This window comes from Litorilituus sediminis, from assembly GCF_004295665.1.
GTDB classification, from domain to species: Bacteria; Pseudomonadota; Gammaproteobacteria; order Enterobacterales; family Alteromonadaceae; genus Colwellia; species Colwellia sediminis.
This window is the reverse complement of record NZ_CP034759.1, coordinates 1,762,279-1,777,378: the sequence shown is the minus strand read 5'-3', so window position 1 is coordinate 1,777,378 and position 15,100 is coordinate 1,762,279. Positions and strand designations below refer to the sequence as shown.

Here is a 15,100-nt window from a genome sequence, read left to right as displayed (position 1 = left end):
ATTTAAGAGCGCTATTAATAACTTTTACCTGCGCCTTGTAATAAACATTCTTGTTCTAAATATTCATTGGGTAGGGTTTCAATAACGACTATCGCTCTTTGGCGATAGCAAAAGTAAATTGATAACCCTTGTTCAAAGTGGCCTTCAACTGCTTTTGCTACTTGGAAAGCCGTTGTTAGGATATCTTTTTCAATGCGAAATGGGTCTTTAACAATATAGTCTCTATTTAACCACCAAATCATTTCAAGACCATCTTTGTTGGCATATTCAGTCAGTTTTTGATTCAAGGTTTGCCCTTTTCTAAAAGGGCGTGATTCAATACTACCACGCCAATTTTCTCTGTAGGGGCGAACAACCATTTCTCGTGCTTGAAGTAATTTAGCTAAGTCGCCTTTTGGCTCGGGAAGGTAAATAATATTGTTGCGGATTTTAGGGCCTTTACCATCCATATCGCCGTGTAAATTAGCATAAAACTTAGACAAGCCTATGGCCGCTTTATTGGTTGTTTTTGGTGTGGCAACGTTCGATTTGTTGGTGGTTACTGCTTTATATTTATCTTCAGGTACGGTATCTATGATAACTTCTTTTTCATCAACTTGACCTAAAGAGCCATCAAGTGACAATAAGAAGTCTTGATTAGCTAAAAATGCCCAAGCAAGCGCTGATAATATTAAAGCTAATATAATATTACGTACCCAAAAGTTCATAATGTAATCAATACCTTCGAAAATATCCTCTCTTTATACTTTACGCAAAGAATAGTATTTATACAATAATATTGCTTAATTCCTGGTTTTGTTTAAGCCGATACTATTTATAAAGGGAAGGATCATCCTGATTGGGTCTGGTTTTAAACCTACGATGAAGCCACATATATTGCTCAGGTTTACGACGTATTGCCGCTTCTAACTCTTGGTTTACGCGGGTAACATCTGCAACATCATCATCAGTTGGGAAGTTTTCTAAAGGAGGCAGTATTTCTAAGGTGTAGCCGCTGCCATCATCATTTCTTATCGGCACTATCATCATAGTATCGACATTTTTTTGCCGAGCAAAAATTAATGTGCCAGTGGTTGTTGCTGCCTCTTTGACAGCAAAAAACGGTACAAAGAGACTACGGTTTCTACCATAATCTTGATCAGGTAAGTAAATACAAACTTCGCCATCATGCAAGGCTTTTATAAGGCCTTTAACATCTCGCTTGCCGAGCATATATTTGTTTGAACGACCTCGACCTCTAAATTGAAAATACTCCATTAGCGGGTTGTTATGAGGGCGATAAAACACCACCATAGGGTGACCGTAACCGACACCACGGGCATTCATTTCGACACTTAAATAATGCATTGCCAGTAAAAGTACGCCTTTGCCCTCAGCTTTAGCTTTTTCTAAATGCTCTAAGCCTTTGATGGTCATTTTACGTTTTACTCGCCAATCAGGCCACCACCAACCCATGCCCGTTTCTAATAGGGCTATGCCGGTGTTTTCAAAATTGGCCTTTAAAATGGTTTGCAATTCTTGCTCTGTTTTTTCTGGAAAACAAAGTCTGAGATTGGTTAAAGCAACATGTTTTCGCTTTGAGCCGATGCGAAATAGTAATCTGCCTATACCTCGTCCCATTGCTAACTGTAATTTATATGGTAGCCAAGAGATGCTGTAGAGAATAAAAACACCTAACCAGGTAAGCCAATATTGAGGTAATAAAAAGGATAATTTAAAGTCAGGCTGTAATACTTTGTTTCTGCTCACGGTTTGTCTGCTCTTGGCGTTTGTTGGCTGGCGCTGATTATACCCAAATCGCATGTAAGCGCAAAACAAAGCCGTACAAAAGAAGTTATCTTGTCACTGTTTTTTCAAGTAGAATAGCGAAACCATTTACATTAACTACATGAATGAATAAGCATACCCGTTATGGAATCAAACAAGGCGATAAATAGTGATGAAATTGAGTTAATTATAGGTAACTCAAACTCTAACTTTTCTGGTGTAACTTCAACTATGTTACAAGTATTGTCACATCAGCGGGAGCTTATCAATCTACGCGTAATGGGCAAACACCATTTGCCGGATGAAAGTTTAGCGATTAGTTTTTGGCAAGTTGCTCGAATGTGTCGTAAGCCGTTATCAAATGGTAAGTTTCGAATATTTCATGCACGCCGTGTTGATGAGATGATCCAAGCGTTACTTTTAAAGTATGTGTTTAGGGCAAAAATCAAAGTAGTCTTTAGTTCAGCAGCTCAGCGCTATCGTTCGGGCTTTACCCTTTGGCTTACCGATAGAATGGATGCGGTTTTAGCTATGTGTAAGGCATCAGCGAGTTATTTACATAGAAAGCCTGATGCGATTATATATCACGGTGTTAAAACTGATGTTTATACCCCAGCTAAAGATAAGGCACAGGCGTGGCAAGCGCTAAATTTACTACCCGAGTCTGTTGATAAAGGTAAACGTGGTATTGCTATTTTAGGGCGCGTTAGAAAGCAAAAAGGTGTGCACCTTTTTGTGCAAGGCTGTATTGAGGTGTTAGATAAATACCCAGATTATACTGCAGTTGTTGTCGGCTCTATTTCTTCAAGTAATGAAGATTTTGTTAATGAACTAAAGACTAACATTGCCGAGGCTGGTTTAAGTGAGCGTATCGTATTTGCCGGCGAACAAGATTTTAAAGATATTCCGGGAATATTTAGTGCCTTATCTTTAGTGGTAGCCCTAAGTGATAATGAAGGCTTTGGTTTAACTATTTTAGAGGCGATGAGTAGCGGCGCTGCAGTATTAGCTTCAGAAGCAGGGGCTTGGCCTGAAGTTGTTAGACAAGGTGAAGATGGCTATGTGGTGCCGATAAAAGATCAAGCTGCGGTTTCTGAGAAGTTAGACCTTATGCTAGCAGAGCCTGAAAAGCTTGCTGAGATGGGAAGTGCTGGTCGAGCAAGAGTATTAGAGCATTATTCAGTTGCCCGAGAAGCAAAAGAGCTATGTGATTTCTTTAGAGGCTTAATGTAAATATTTCACCTTGAGAAACTAAAAAGGCAGCGACGCTGCCTTTTTTAATGCGATTGTGTAGTTGACTTACTGAGCAGGCATTAAACCTGAGTTAATAGCATTAATATCTTTATCCGTTATGGTACCTGCAGCACGTTTTAATAATAAAACGTTTTGAATATAGCCGTAACGTGTTGAAGATAAGTTGCGCTTAGCATTGTAAAGGTTACGTGTACTGTCTAGTACATCAACAATAGTACGTGTACCTACTTCAAAGCCTGCTTCTGTTGCTTCTAGTGCTTTTTGCGCTGAAAGTACAGATTGTTCAAAAGCTTTGATGGCAGAAATGGCAGCAATAACCGTGTTGTAGGCGTTACGCGTTTCACGTACAACGCTACGGTGTGTTAATGATAAATCTTGGCTTGCTGCAACAAAGCGGCTTTGCGCTTGACGAACAGAGCTTTGAATTGCACCACCAGAATAAATTGGTACGTTTAAGCTTACGCCAATTGAGTAATCATTTAGATCTGGACCATCAGGTAATGGCGAATTAGTGTCAGTATCTTTATTGTTGTATTCCGCACCAAAATCAAGCGTTGGGTAATGGCCTGCACGTGCAATATCAATATTATCTTGTGCAATATCAATACCTACTTTTGCGGCAATCAAATCAAGGTTTTTAGCTTCTGCTTTAGCTTGCCATTCGTTCGCGCTATTTGGTACTGGCGGGTTAGTACTAAAGCGCTCGGTATTTAAAATACTAACATTTTTCGGGTAAGCATTAGTGATCACACGAAGCTCTTCTTCTGCTTGATAGATAGCATTTTCTGCACGAATTTCTTCGGTTACCGCGCTATCATATTGCGCTTGTGCTTCATGTACATCGGTGATCGCTGTTAAGCCAACTGAAAAGCGCTGTTTAGTTTGCTCTAATTGACGAGCAATGGCTTCTTTTTCTGCTTTGGCAAACACTAAATCGTCTTTAGCGCTTAATAAGTCAAAATATGCTTTAGTGACACGAGTGATCAAGTCTTGCTTGGCAACTTGATAAGTTAAATCACTTTGGTGTGCTGCTTTTTCTGCATTGTTTAGGCGTAACCAGCTGTCATGATGGTATAACTGCATATTTAATTTCGCGCCATAACCAAGTGAGGAAAACTCGGTTGTGCTGACCTCTTGCGTAAGGCGACTGTAATCTTCTCTTTCACCGTCGGCATAACTGCCTGAGGCACTGATTTGTGGAAGCAATACTGCACGAGCTTGCTCGATATCTTCCTGCACTACTTTAAATTGCGCTTGTGCTTTTAACACAACAGGATCATTGAGTAATGCTTGTTGGTAAACTGACAATAAGTCATCAGCGTGAGCGTTTGTGCTAGAAACAGCACTTGCTATCGCTATAATTAATGTACTTAGTGATTTTTTCATGAGTAAGGTATTCCTTGTGTGCACATGCACCCATAGTTTTATATGTTGTTTTTATACCCTGTAATGTTACAGAATTTTTTACTTTAACCAAATAAAATAACTGTTTACTAGTGTAACAAATTATTATAGTTAACCAACTTTATTCATACATTAATGGCAACTTTAGGGAATTTCGCGTGAATAATATGAAAAAAAGCACAGAGGCAATTAGACGCTTTCATCAAGATGACGTTATCGTTAGCCAAGTGACTTGCAAGTATCATGGCTTTTTTAAAATGAATGAGTATCAACTGTCGCATAAGTTATTTAATGGCGGTCAAAGTGAGCTTATTCATCGAGAAATATTTGAACGCGGTGATGCGGTTGTGGTTATGCCTTATGATCCCGTACAAGATAAGCTATTACTGATTGAGCAGTTTAGGCCTGGGGCACTACGTAGAGCCGATAGCCCATGGTTGCTAGAGTTTATTGCCGGCATGTTTAATGAGCAAGAAAAGCCAGTAGATGTAGCCATAAGGGAAGCGAAAGAGGAAGCTGATTTACAGCTCAATGAACAAGATATTCAACCTATTATGGAATATTTATCTAGCCCTGGCGGCATGAGCGAGTCAATTCACTTGTATTGGGCGAAAATTAATGCTGATGAGATTAAGGCAGGGCGAGTTTGTGGCTTAGATGATGAACATGAAGATATTTTGTTACATCTTGTCACTCGAGAGCAGGCGCTAACATTATTATCTGAAGGAAAAATTACCAATGCCGCAACCATAATTGCCTTGCAATGGTTAGCACTAAATTATAAGGGCTTAGCATAGTAAAGTTGCTGGCACTGCCATAGTTAGATCAAATCAGGTACAATGCTATTTTAGCGTTGAAGCATATAAGCCATATAAGTATACGGGGGAGGTAGATGAGCTTTTTTTTAAAGAAAAATGAAAAAAACAATCAGCAGAGTCGTTATCAGCCTAACCTAGTGAGCTTGATGCAATTGTGCTCTAATAACTATATGTTGTTGCTTAAGTTATTGGCTGATAAGACTAAGTTGTACGAGCAACGTCATTTTTTTATCTCAGAGCATTTATCATATGCTATCACCATCACTGAAGTAACGCGTTATACAAGTTTACTCACTTTTGCTCAAAATTCAGAAAACAGTGCTTGTGTCAAACTCAGTAAGTTAATTCAGCCAAGCATGGTGGTGCGTCTGTATCATGATGCCCGTATGGCAGAAGTCATAAGTAGTCAAGGCATTAGACAAATTAAGCCTAGGTATGACTACCCTAATACACATATGCACCAGCAAGATGAAAAGAATCAAATCAATCAGTTTCTTAATGAATGGTTGCACCTTTGCCTTGAAATGGGGCAAGTTGATGTTGCGGTGCAATTTCAGTCCTAGTTTCTAGATAAACAATTATTTAAAAATATCTTAATTATGCAGTCTTCTCACTCAAGCCCATTACGTATTGCTCAAATGAGTGATAGTCATTTGTTTGCCGATAAAAACGGCTTGCATTGTGGTGTGAATGTTTATCAAAACTTATTGACAGTTCTTGCTGATATCGCCACTCGTGAACATATCGACTATGTGGTTTTTACTGGCGACTTAAGCCAAGATCATACTGTTTGTTCGTATGAGAATTTTGCTAATGCTGTTTATCGAGCAGATATTAACGTACCAGTATTATATTTAGCTGGTAATCATGATGAATATGCTTTGCTAGATAAATATCTTGTTAATTATCCTTTTAGCTCTGCAAAATTTATTGAAAATGAATTTTGGCGGGTGCAATTAATTGATAGCAAAAGTAATACGCCAGCAGGTAATGTTCAGCTTGAGCAATTAAATAAGCTAGATGCAATAGAAAAGCATCAGCTGTTATTTATGCATCATCATCCGATAGATGTGGGTTATTTTATTGATCGTCATGGTTTAGAAAATAAAGAGGAATTTTGGCAAGTTATAGCAAATGCCAGCACTATTAAGGGTATTGCTTGTGGGCATGTGCATAGTGCCGGTGAGTATGCCGCGTACAGTCAGCAGCGGGAACAAAGTGTTCCTGTGTTTACTTGTCCAGCAACCTCTATTCAATTTGACCCAAGTGTGGATGGCGTTAGTGCTTTACCTGTGGGGCCTAGTTATAGGCTATTTAATTTATTTGCCGATGGCACACTGCAAAGTGAAGCTATTTCACTTTAGTTAGCTTTTTATGTTTAAGGTGCGACATGCGTCATAATGTTTTATATGTTCACGGTTTTAACTCTTCACCGTTATCGGTTAAGGCCGAGCAAACCAAGGCTTATTTAGCTAAGCATTTACCAAACGTTGGCTTTTATTGTCCACAGTTAGCAACAACGCCCATTGATGCAATAACACAACTCGAAGATATTATTTATAGCGAACAAGACTGTACTTGGCATTTAATAGGCTCATCATTAGGCGGTTATTTTTCAAATTATTTAAGTGAGAAATTTCAATTAAAAGCCGTGTTAGTCAATCCTGCGGTGAAACCTTACGAGTTACTGGCTGATTATATCGGTGAGCAGAAAAATCCCTATACTGAGGAAGTATTTTTTGTCAGGGCAGAGCACATGAGCCAACTAAAAGCATTGGAGCAGGCAGCGCCTAGTGTTGATTGTAAACAAAAAAATAATTACCTTGTTATGGTACAAACAGGTGATGAAGTGTTAGATTATCAACAAGCCGTTGACAAATATCAGCATTGTCGGTTAATTGTGCAACAAGGTGGTGATCATAGTTTTGTCGGCTATGAGAAAAACTTAGCTGCCATTGTCGACTTTTTTCAATTAACATAGGCATAAGCTTGAAAGTAATATAATCATTACCGCTTTTATGCAAAACATCTTTAACCACTGCTAATAACTATAAATTTCTATGACTGATCAATATAACTCAGAATCCATTGAAGTCTTAAGTGGCCTAGAGCCAGTAAGAAGACGTCCGGGCATGTATACCGACACCACAAGGCCAAACCACTTAGGTCAAGAGGTTATTGATAACTCAGTTGATGAAGCACTAGCTGGGCATGCGCAAAACATTTTAGTGATTTTAGATAAAGATCAATCATTGGAAGTTATTGATGATGGTCGTGGTATGCCAACAGACATTCACCCTGAAGAAGGGGTCTCAGGTGTTGAGCTAATTTTCAGCAAATTACACGCAGGTGGTAAGTTTTCAAATAAAAACTATCAATTTTCAGGTGGTTTACACGGGGTAGGTATTTCAGTAGTCAATGCTTTATCAACGCGTGTTGATGTGACGGTTAAGCGTGACAGTAAAGTATTTGAAATGGCTTTTGAAAACGGCGAAAAAGTTGAAGCGCTAAGAGAAACCGGCACTGTCGGTAAACGAAATACCGGTACTAAAGTAAAATTTTGGCCGGATGCCAGCTATTTTGATTCACCGAAGTTTTCCGTATTAAGGCTAACGCATTTATTAAAAGCCAAAGCGGTATTGTGCCCCGGTTTAACGATAAAGTTTCATGATAAAACCGAAGATAAAAAGTATCAGTGGTGTTATGAAGATGGTTTAACTGATTATTTAAAAGAGTCGGTTAAAGATTATGTTAACTTACCTGAAGATCCTTTTGTTGGTAGCTTTTCATCGCAACATGAAGCCGTTGATTGGGCGGTAACCTGGTTGCCAGAAGGCGGTGAAGGTCTAGGTGAAAGCTATGTTAACTTAATTCCAACCATAGCTGGTGGTACGCACGTTAATGGTTTGCGTCAAGGCTTGTTAGAGTCAATGCGCGAGTTTTGTGAGTTTAGAAATATTATCCCGCGCGGCGTTAAATTAACGCCAGATGATATCTGGGATAAATGTAGCTATATTTTATCGATAAAAATGCAAGACCCTCAATTTGCCGGGCAAACGAAAGAGCGTTTATCGTCAAGGCAATGTGCTGCATTTGTAACAGGCGTAGTAAAAGATGCCTTTAGTTTATGGTTAAATGAACATACAGAAATAGCTGAAGCGTTGGCAGAATTTTGTATTAGCAATGCGCAAAAGCGTATGCGTGCCAGCAAAAAAGTCGTACGTAAAAAGGTTACCCAAGGCCCAGCATTACCAGGCAAGCTAACGGATTGTGGCAGCCAAGATATTAATTTAACCGAATTATTCTTAGTGGAAGGTGACTCTGCTGGCGGTAGTGCTAAGCAAGCGCGCGATAGAGAATATCAAGCCATTATGCCGCTGCGTGGTAAAATACTTAACACATGGGAAGTTGATTCAGGGCAAATTCTTGCCTCACAAGAAGTGCATGATATCTCTGTTGCCTTAGGGATAGATCCTGACAGTGATGATTTATCAGAATTACGTTACGGCAAAATCTGTATTCTTGCTGATGCTGACTCCGATGGTTTACATATTGCCACCTTGCTCTGTGCGCTATTTACTCAGCATTTTCTGCCGCTTGTACAAGCAGGCCATGTTTATGTTGCTATGCCACCGTTATACCGCATTGATTTAGGCAAAGAAGTTTTCTATGCGCTCGATGAAGCGGAAAAAGATGGTATTTTAGACAGAATAGAAGCAGAGAAAAAGCGCGGCAAAGTGAATGTTCAGCGCTTTAAAGGCTTGGGTGAAATGAACCCAGTTCAATTACGCGAAACAACAATGGATCCAAATACCCGCCGTTTGGTGCAACTCACCGTTGATGAGCATAGTGATACTATGGAATTAATGGATATGTTACTTTCTAAAAAGCGCAGTAATGACAGAAAGGAGTGGCTGCAAACTAAGGGTGATATGGCTGTGGTTTAGTGTGATTTTTAGCAACTTTACCCCCAGCAGACTATTAACTCAGCTTTTGACTGGGTTAATAGTTATCGTCTTAAACCTTCCTTTTGCTTTTGCTAAGCAAGTCAATATAGAGCATTTTAATACTGATGCGTCACGTGTTGAGCAACTCATTGATACAAATTTAACGCTGGCACTTAAGCGACTTATAGTTTATCAGCCACTGGTTAGTGAACTTAGTATCAAGCAGCAGCTGTTATATTATAAATTGCTTGCAGAAATTTACGTTGAACAAGGCCAGTATACTCAAGGTAAGACAACGGCAAATCAAGGGCTAAATATAGCGAAACAACTTGCCAGCCCTAGCATAAAAATTACTGAGCTTTTATATATTCGAGGTTTTGCCTTTGAGAGCTTAGGTCATATTCCTGATGCCAGAGAAGATTATAAAAAAGGCTTAGAAGTTGCCGAATCACTACATAATAAAGTGTTTATTGCCTATGGCTTAATTAATCTTGGCGCTATTTATTACTTGAGTGATGATTATGAGCGCTCTTTGGTGGTGTTAAATGATGCCTTTAATATTGCCGAGCAAACCAGTGATGAAGAGCTTAAAGGCTCGGTCAATTCAGAGCTAGGCATCTTATATTCCTACTTGCAACAAGATAAGCAGTCTATGGCTTATTATCAGCAAGCGTATGCACACTTTAAAAAGGCAGGTAAGCTTCATGCAGCGCTGAATAGCTTACATAACATTGCCATCAATCATAATAGCAATGAGCGCTATGCTCAGGCCATTGCTGTATTTAAAACCATCATAGCTGAGTCAAAAAACACTTCATCGGATAGTGAGATCTTGTATGGTGTTTATTCAGGTATGGCTTGGGCGCATTTAGAGCAGGAAGAGAGTAATCCAGAAGCTGCTTATCAATACCTGATGCAAGCCAAGCAGTTTATTGACTTTACTGAGCAACACAGTGTGTTAGTGCAGTTTTATATCAACCAAGCATTTATTTTGTTTGAGTTAAAACAGTATGACAAAACCTTAGTGAGTATTGATAAAGCAGAGGCTATGTTGGCCGAACAAAGTCAGTTAAGTTCACTACAAAAGCACAGTATCATTAGCTTACATAATTTAAGAGCGAATACCTTGTTTGAACAACAACAGTTTGAACAAGCCTATCAGTTAAAAACCCAAGTACTACTTGATATTGCTGCCATGGATGATAAAGAAGATACTCGCTCAGTTGAACAAGTACGCTTGCATTTAGAAAGTGAACAGGCAGATGCGCGTAATAAGGCATTGCAAGATCAAAACTTATTGCATGAAGCGGCATTAACTCAAGCGAAAATAGCTAATGAAGAAGAAAATATCTATTTATTGTTAAGTGCATTAGCAGCGTTAGCATTTGCTTGGTTACTGGTTAAGTTACTACAAGGCAAGAAAAAATTAAAAATTGCTTCAAGTGTCGATCCATTAACTGGCGTAGTAAATAGGCGTAGCTTAATACATCAGGGAAATAAATCACTTGCTTTGGCTTGCCAAAAAGAATTCGCTTATAGCGTATTAATGATTGATATTGATCATTTTAAGCAAATTAACGACAACCTCGGCCATCGTCAGGGGGATAGTGTCTTGGTTGAAATATCAAAGCTAGGGCAAATTATGATGCGTAAAACTGATATTTTTGGCCGTTATGGTGGCGAAGAGTTTATTGTCCTTTTGCCGAAAACATCGCTGGCGCAGGCCAAGATCATTGCTGAGCGATTACGAGTGGCTATTGCTGAGATAACTTGGCCGATGACATCGCTTGAAAAAGTTACCGTAAGTATTGGTGTTGCCAGTAAGCAAGCACATGAGAAAGGGGATTTATTAAGCCTTATTAATACTGCTGATGAGAGATTATATCAAGCAAAGGCTCAGGGCAGGGATAGGGTGTGCGGATGAACTTAGCCTATGTTCGTGATTACTTACGCCTTGTCTTACTTGTGCCAATATTGCTTAGTTCATTATTGCTTAGCTCATTATTGTTTAGTTCATTAACGCTGGCTCAACAAAGTGATATAGCGCAAGAGAAAAAAAACGTCTCCCAGCTTTCGGCGCTAGCACCCGTAGCTGAGTTATCTATTGACCCGCAATTAATATCTTTAATTAGCTTGTTAAATGACAGTGAGCATGACCAAGTTGATACTCAGCAAACAATAACCCGATTATCAGACCTTATTGCTTCGTACAATTATGCTGAGCAATGTTTGTTACTCATTGCTAAGGCGTTAACTGCGAAAAGTAATCAGCAATATTTGCAAGCAACTGAGCTATTTCAAAGCGCAGAACAATTATTCGAACATATACCTGACGCACAATTATCTGCGCCAATATTTTCGCAACTGCATCATCATTTAGCGCAACTTTATGCGGAACAAGCCGATTACCAGCAAGCATTTTTACAACGACGTGAGTATTTAAAAAAATATCAGCAGTATCGAAAAAGCAAACGCCAACAGATGATTGACTCGCTCAAACAAAACATTGAGGTAGAGAAAAAGGTTGAGCTTAATGAAATACTGATTTCGCAAAATGAAAGTAAGGCCAGGCGTATCGCTGAGCAGCAAGCACAAAAACAGCAACGTCGTTATAATTTTATCGCGATTTTGGCGACAACCTTTGTCTTCATTTTACTGCTTTTTAGGCAGGTAAAAGTGCGCAATAAATTATTGCAGCTAACCAAAATAGATGCGTTAACGCAAGTGTATAACCGTAACACCCTGTTTGAACAAGGCCATAAATTAATAGCAGACTTTGCTAATAAGCCAAGCGACTTTACCGTGTTACTACTCGACTTAGATCACTTTAAAAAAATCAATGATAATTTTGGCCACCATATTGGTGATCAAGTACTGGTAAAATGTGCGCAATTAGTTGGTGAAACCATGCGCTCTCGCGATGTTTTTGCTCGTATTGGTGGTGAAGAGTTTGCCGCCCTTTTACCTTATGCTGATTACAATAAAGCAAAAGCTATTGCTGAACGGATTAATGAGAAAATATCACAGGCGAGTTTTGATTATTTACCTAGCGAGCAAAAAGTGACGGTGAGTATCGGTTTAGCAAGTATGACACACAGCAACATGAGCTTTGATGAGTTAATACATTGCGCTGACTTAGCTATGTATCAAGCAAAAGAGCAAGGGCGAAACTGTGTTGTCAGTTATAACAAAATTGCCCATGAGCAGGAAAGGCGTAGTCAAGACAGTGGCGTTGAATAATTCACAGTTTATTTAGCCTTAACTATTTTTTCCCATGCGAGAATCAGCTAAGCTATAACGAGCTTAAAAAGGCAGTAAACAGATAAATAATAGGCAGTTTTTATTGAGAATGAATATCCGATAAAAAATGCTCAGAAAATAATTCATTTAACCGCATTTTACCTGCGTGTTAGTCGTATCAGGAAAACCAATTCATGTCAGATGTACTCGAATACAGCCCCGATGGTGTAGAGCAAGTTCCTTTAAGGCGCTTTACCGAAGAAGCTTATTTAAATTATTCCATGTACGTTATTATGGACCGTGCATTACCTCACATTGGTGATGGTTTAAAGCCGGTGCAAAGGCGCATTGTTTATGCCATGTCTGAATTGGGTTTATCCGCTGCGGCAAAATATAAAAAATCGGCTCGTACTGTCGGTGATGTATTAGGTAAATTCCACCCCCATGGTGATTCTGCCTGTTACGAAGCTATGGTATTAATGGCACAACCGTTTTCATATCGTTACCCGTTAGTGGATGGGCAAGGTAACTGGGGGGCGCCAGATGATCCTAAGTCATTTGCAGCTATGCGTTATACCGAATCGCGTTTATCACGCTTTAGCGAGGTTTTACTCTCAGAGTTAGGGCAGGGCACGGTAGATTGGCAGCCAAACTTTGATGGCACCATGAAAGAGCCAAAAACCTTACCAGCTAGGTTACCGCATATTATGCTTAATGGTATTACCGGTATTGCTGTTGGTATGGCAACTGATATCCCGCCGCATAATGTCAGAGAAATTGCCAATGCTTGTGTTCATTTAATAGAGCAACCGAAAGCGGAATTACCTGAGTTACTTGAGCATGTTAAAGGACCAGATTACCCAACAGATGCTGAAATAATCACCCCGAAAACTGATATTGAAAAAATATACCAAACAGGTCGCGGCAGTATCAAAATGCGCGCTGTTTACGAGGTTGAGCAAGGTGAAATAGTTATCAGTGCCTTGCCGCATCAAGCTGCAGGCGGTAAAATACTTGAACAAATTGCTGCACAAATGCAGGCGAAAAAGCTACCTATGGTGGTCGATCTTCGTGATGAATCCGATCATGAAAACCCAGTGCGCTTAGTTATTGTGCCAAGGTCAAATCGTGTTGATGTTGAGCAATTAATGCAACATTTATTTGCCAGTACCGATTTAGAAAAAAACTATCGCGTAAACCTGAATATGATAGGTTTAGATAACCGCCCAGCGGTGAAGGATTTAAAAACAATTTTAGCTGAGTGGCTAGCGTTTCGCCGTGAAACAGTGCGTCGTCGTTTACAATATCGCTTAGATAAAGTTTTAGCACGATTACATATTTTAGATGGTTTATTGGTTGCTTATCTTAACATTGATGAAGTAATTGAAATTATAAGAAATTATGATGAACCTAAAGCGGAGTTAATGTCGCGTTTTGGTTTATCAGATGCGCAAGCTCATGCCATTTTAGAAATCAAACTTCGCCAATTAGCTAAGCTTGAAGAAATTAAAATTCGTGCCGAGCAAGATGAATTAAATAAAGAGCGTGAATACTTAGAAAAAACGCTGAACTCCAAAGCGCGCATGAATACCTTAATGAAAAAGGAAATTCTTGCCGCAGCTGAGCAGTATGGTGATGAGCGTCGCTCTAAACTGGTTGAGCGTAGTGAAGCAAAAGCCTTAACGGAAAAAGATTTAGTACCAAGTGAGCCAGTTACTGTCGTGGTATCTGATAAAGGTTGGGCGCGTTGTGCCAAAGGCCATGATATTGACGCTAAAGCCTTAAGTTATAAAGCCGGTGATAGCTATTTATGTTCCGCGAAAGGTCGAAGTAATAGACCTGTTGCCTTTATTGGCTCAGATGGTCGTGCATTTACCACTGATGCTCATACGCTACCCACGGCAAGAAGCCAAGGTGAGCCACTTACCGGTCGATTTAACTTAGCAACTGGGCGAACCTTTGTTCATTGTGTTATGGCTGATGATGAGGCTAAGTACTTACTGGTCAGTGATGCTGGCTACGGCTTTGTTGCTAGCTTTAGCGATATGGTTAGTCGTAACAAAAATGGTAAAGCGCTGATTAGCTTACCTGAAGCGGCTAAGGTTATGTCACCACAGCGCGTTGATAATATTGACAGCGATAGTTGTTTAGCAATCACCACAGAAGGTCGAATGTTAGTGTTCCCAGTGAAAAACTTACCGGAATTAAGTAAAGGTAAAGGGAATAAAATTATCAATATTCCTTCGGCTAGAGTTAAGGCGCGCGAAGAGTTCGTGACACTATTAGCGATAGTGCCAGAAGGGGCATCTATTACCTTACATGCTGGTAAGCGTAAGTTAACTTTAAAAGCGGCTGATATCGAACATTATCGTGGTGAACGTGGCAGGCGCGGTAATAAGTTACCACGTGGCCTACAACGTGTTTCTCATTTAGAAGTTGAGTTAGCGAAAAAGCCAGAAGTGATAGAAGAGTCACAACCTAGCGAATAAATAACCTGATATATATGAGTTTAGGTTAAATACAAAAACGCTGACTTATGTCAGCGTTTTTTGTTCTAGGCTTTGGTCAATAAAATAGTCACTAACAAGCCACCATTGGTGTAACACCGATCAGTTAAGAAAATTATTATGATCGGTTGAACGATCTTTACAATCTGTCAAAATCCAGTGA

The 15,100-nt window shown here is 39.5% G+C and carries 12 protein-coding genes; 9 read left to right on the top strand and 3 right to left on the bottom strand.

The features are described from left to right. Positions 1 to 14: 14 nt before the first annotated feature. Both EMK97_RS07890 and lpxL read right to left on the bottom strand, forming a co-directional pair. Complete coding sequence (locus EMK97_RS07890; RefSeq protein WP_130601000.1) at positions 15 to 707, bottom strand: TcpQ domain-containing protein; 693 nt, start codon at positions 705 to 707, stop codon at positions 15 to 17. A gap of 103 nt (positions 708 to 810) precedes the next feature. Further along, on the bottom strand, positions 811 to 1,749 hold the full coding sequence (gene lpxL, locus EMK97_RS07885; RefSeq protein WP_246028910.1) for an LpxL/LpxP family Kdo(2)-lipid IV(A) lauroyl/palmitoleoyl acyltransferase: 939 nt from the start codon (positions 1,747 to 1,749) through the stop codon (positions 811 to 813). A gap of 162 nt (positions 1,750 to 1,911) precedes the next feature. Between lpxL and EMK97_RS07880 the strand changes: the two genes are divergently transcribed. Then, positions 1,912 to 3,000 (top strand): glycosyltransferase family 4 protein, encoded by a 1,089-nt coding sequence (locus EMK97_RS07880; RefSeq protein ID WP_130600996.1) that lies wholly within the window; start codon positions 1,912 to 1,914, stop codon positions 2,998 to 3,000. A gap of 66 nt (positions 3,001 to 3,066) precedes the next feature. Here the strand turns inward: EMK97_RS07880 and tolC are convergent, their stop codons facing one another. After that, complete coding sequence (gene tolC / locus EMK97_RS07875; RefSeq protein ID WP_130600994.1) at positions 3,067 to 4,407, bottom strand: outer membrane channel protein TolC; 1,341 nt, start codon at positions 4,405 to 4,407, stop codon at positions 3,067 to 3,069. A 185-nt stretch (positions 4,408 to 4,592) separates the two neighbouring features. On the opposite strand from tolC, the gene EMK97_RS07870 reads away from it, so the two are divergent. The 8 genes from EMK97_RS07870 to parC all read left to right on the top strand — a co-directional run bounded on the left by EMK97_RS07870 (position 4,593) and on the right by parC (position 14,919). Beyond that, positions 4,593 to 5,222: an NUDIX domain-containing protein gene (locus EMK97_RS07870; protein ID WP_130604423.1), complete on the top strand. Its 630-nt coding sequence runs from the start codon at positions 4,593 to 4,595 to the stop codon at positions 5,220 to 5,222. A 95-nt stretch (positions 5,223 to 5,317) separates the two neighbouring features. Further along, positions 5,318 to 5,806 carry a DUF1249 domain-containing protein gene (locus EMK97_RS07865; RefSeq protein ID WP_130600992.1) on the top strand — a complete coding sequence of 163 codons (489 nt, stop codon included), beginning with the start codon at positions 5,318 to 5,320 and terminating at the stop codon, positions 5,804 to 5,806. Positions 5,807 to 5,842: 36 nt separating this feature from the next. Continuing rightward, positions 5,843 to 6,607, top strand: a complete 765-nt coding sequence (locus tag EMK97_RS07860; protein ID WP_130600990.1) for a metallophosphoesterase — start codon at positions 5,843 to 5,845, stop codon at positions 6,605 to 6,607. 26 nt (positions 6,608 to 6,633) lie between these two features. Next, positions 6,634 to 7,224, top strand: coding sequence for a YqiA/YcfP family alpha/beta fold hydrolase (locus EMK97_RS07855; protein WP_130600988.1), 591 nt, complete (start codon positions 6,634 to 6,636; stop codon positions 7,222 to 7,224). A gap of 79 nt (positions 7,225 to 7,303) precedes the next feature. Then, positions 7,304 to 9,190: a DNA topoisomerase IV subunit B gene (gene parE / locus EMK97_RS07850; protein ID WP_130600986.1), complete on the top strand. Its 1,887-nt coding sequence runs from the start codon at positions 7,304 to 7,306 to the stop codon at positions 9,188 to 9,190. A 46-nt stretch (positions 9,191 to 9,236) separates the two neighbouring features. Then, on the top strand, positions 9,237 to 11,114 hold the full coding sequence (locus EMK97_RS07845; protein WP_246028909.1) for a GGDEF domain-containing protein: 1,878 nt from the start codon (positions 9,237 to 9,239) through the stop codon (positions 11,112 to 11,114). After that, positions 11,111 to 12,430: a diguanylate cyclase gene (locus EMK97_RS07840; RefSeq protein ID WP_130600982.1), complete on the top strand. Its 1,320-nt coding sequence runs from the start codon at positions 11,111 to 11,113 to the stop codon at positions 12,428 to 12,430. Before EMK97_RS07845 ends, EMK97_RS07840 begins: the two co-directional genes overlap by 4 nt. A gap of 194 nt (positions 12,431 to 12,624) precedes the next feature. Next, positions 12,625 to 14,919 (top strand): DNA topoisomerase IV subunit A, encoded by a 2,295-nt coding sequence (gene parC / locus EMK97_RS07835; RefSeq protein ID WP_130600980.1) that lies wholly within the window; start codon positions 12,625 to 12,627, stop codon positions 14,917 to 14,919. Positions 14,920 to 15,100 lie beyond the last annotated feature (181 nt).

Excerpts from the sequence above, each read along its gene's own strand:
- EMK97_RS07890 (WP_130601000.1), bottom strand. The coding sequence starts at position 707 with ATGAACTTTTGGGTACGTAATATTATATTAGCTTTAATATTATCAGCG.
- EMK97_RS07880 (WP_130600996.1), top strand. The coding sequence starts at position 1,912 with ATGGAATCAAACAAGGCGATAAATAGTGATGAAATTGAGTTAATTATA.
- tolC (WP_130600994.1), bottom strand. The coding sequence starts at position 4,407 with ATGAAAAAATCACTAAGTACATTAATTATAGCGATAGCAAGTGCTGTT.
- EMK97_RS07870 (WP_130604423.1), top strand. The coding sequence starts at position 4,593 with ATGAAAAAAAGCACAGAGGCAATTAGACGCTTTCATCAAGATGACGTT.
- EMK97_RS07865 (WP_130600992.1), top strand. The coding sequence starts at position 5,318 with ATGAGCTTTTTTTTAAAGAAAAATGAAAAAAACAATCAGCAGAGTCGT.
- EMK97_RS07860 (WP_130600990.1), top strand. The coding sequence starts at position 5,843 with ATGCAGTCTTCTCACTCAAGCCCATTACGTATTGCTCAAATGAGTGAT.
- EMK97_RS07855 (WP_130600988.1), top strand. The coding sequence starts at position 6,634 with ATGCGTCATAATGTTTTATATGTTCACGGTTTTAACTCTTCACCGTTA.
- parE (WP_130600986.1), top strand. The coding sequence starts at position 7,304 with ATGACTGATCAATATAACTCAGAATCCATTGAAGTCTTAAGTGGCCTA.
- EMK97_RS07840 (WP_130600982.1), top strand. The coding sequence starts at position 11,111 with ATGAACTTAGCCTATGTTCGTGATTACTTACGCCTTGTCTTACTTGTG.
- parC (WP_130600980.1), top strand. The coding sequence starts at position 12,625 with ATGTCAGATGTACTCGAATACAGCCCCGATGGTGTAGAGCAAGTTCCT.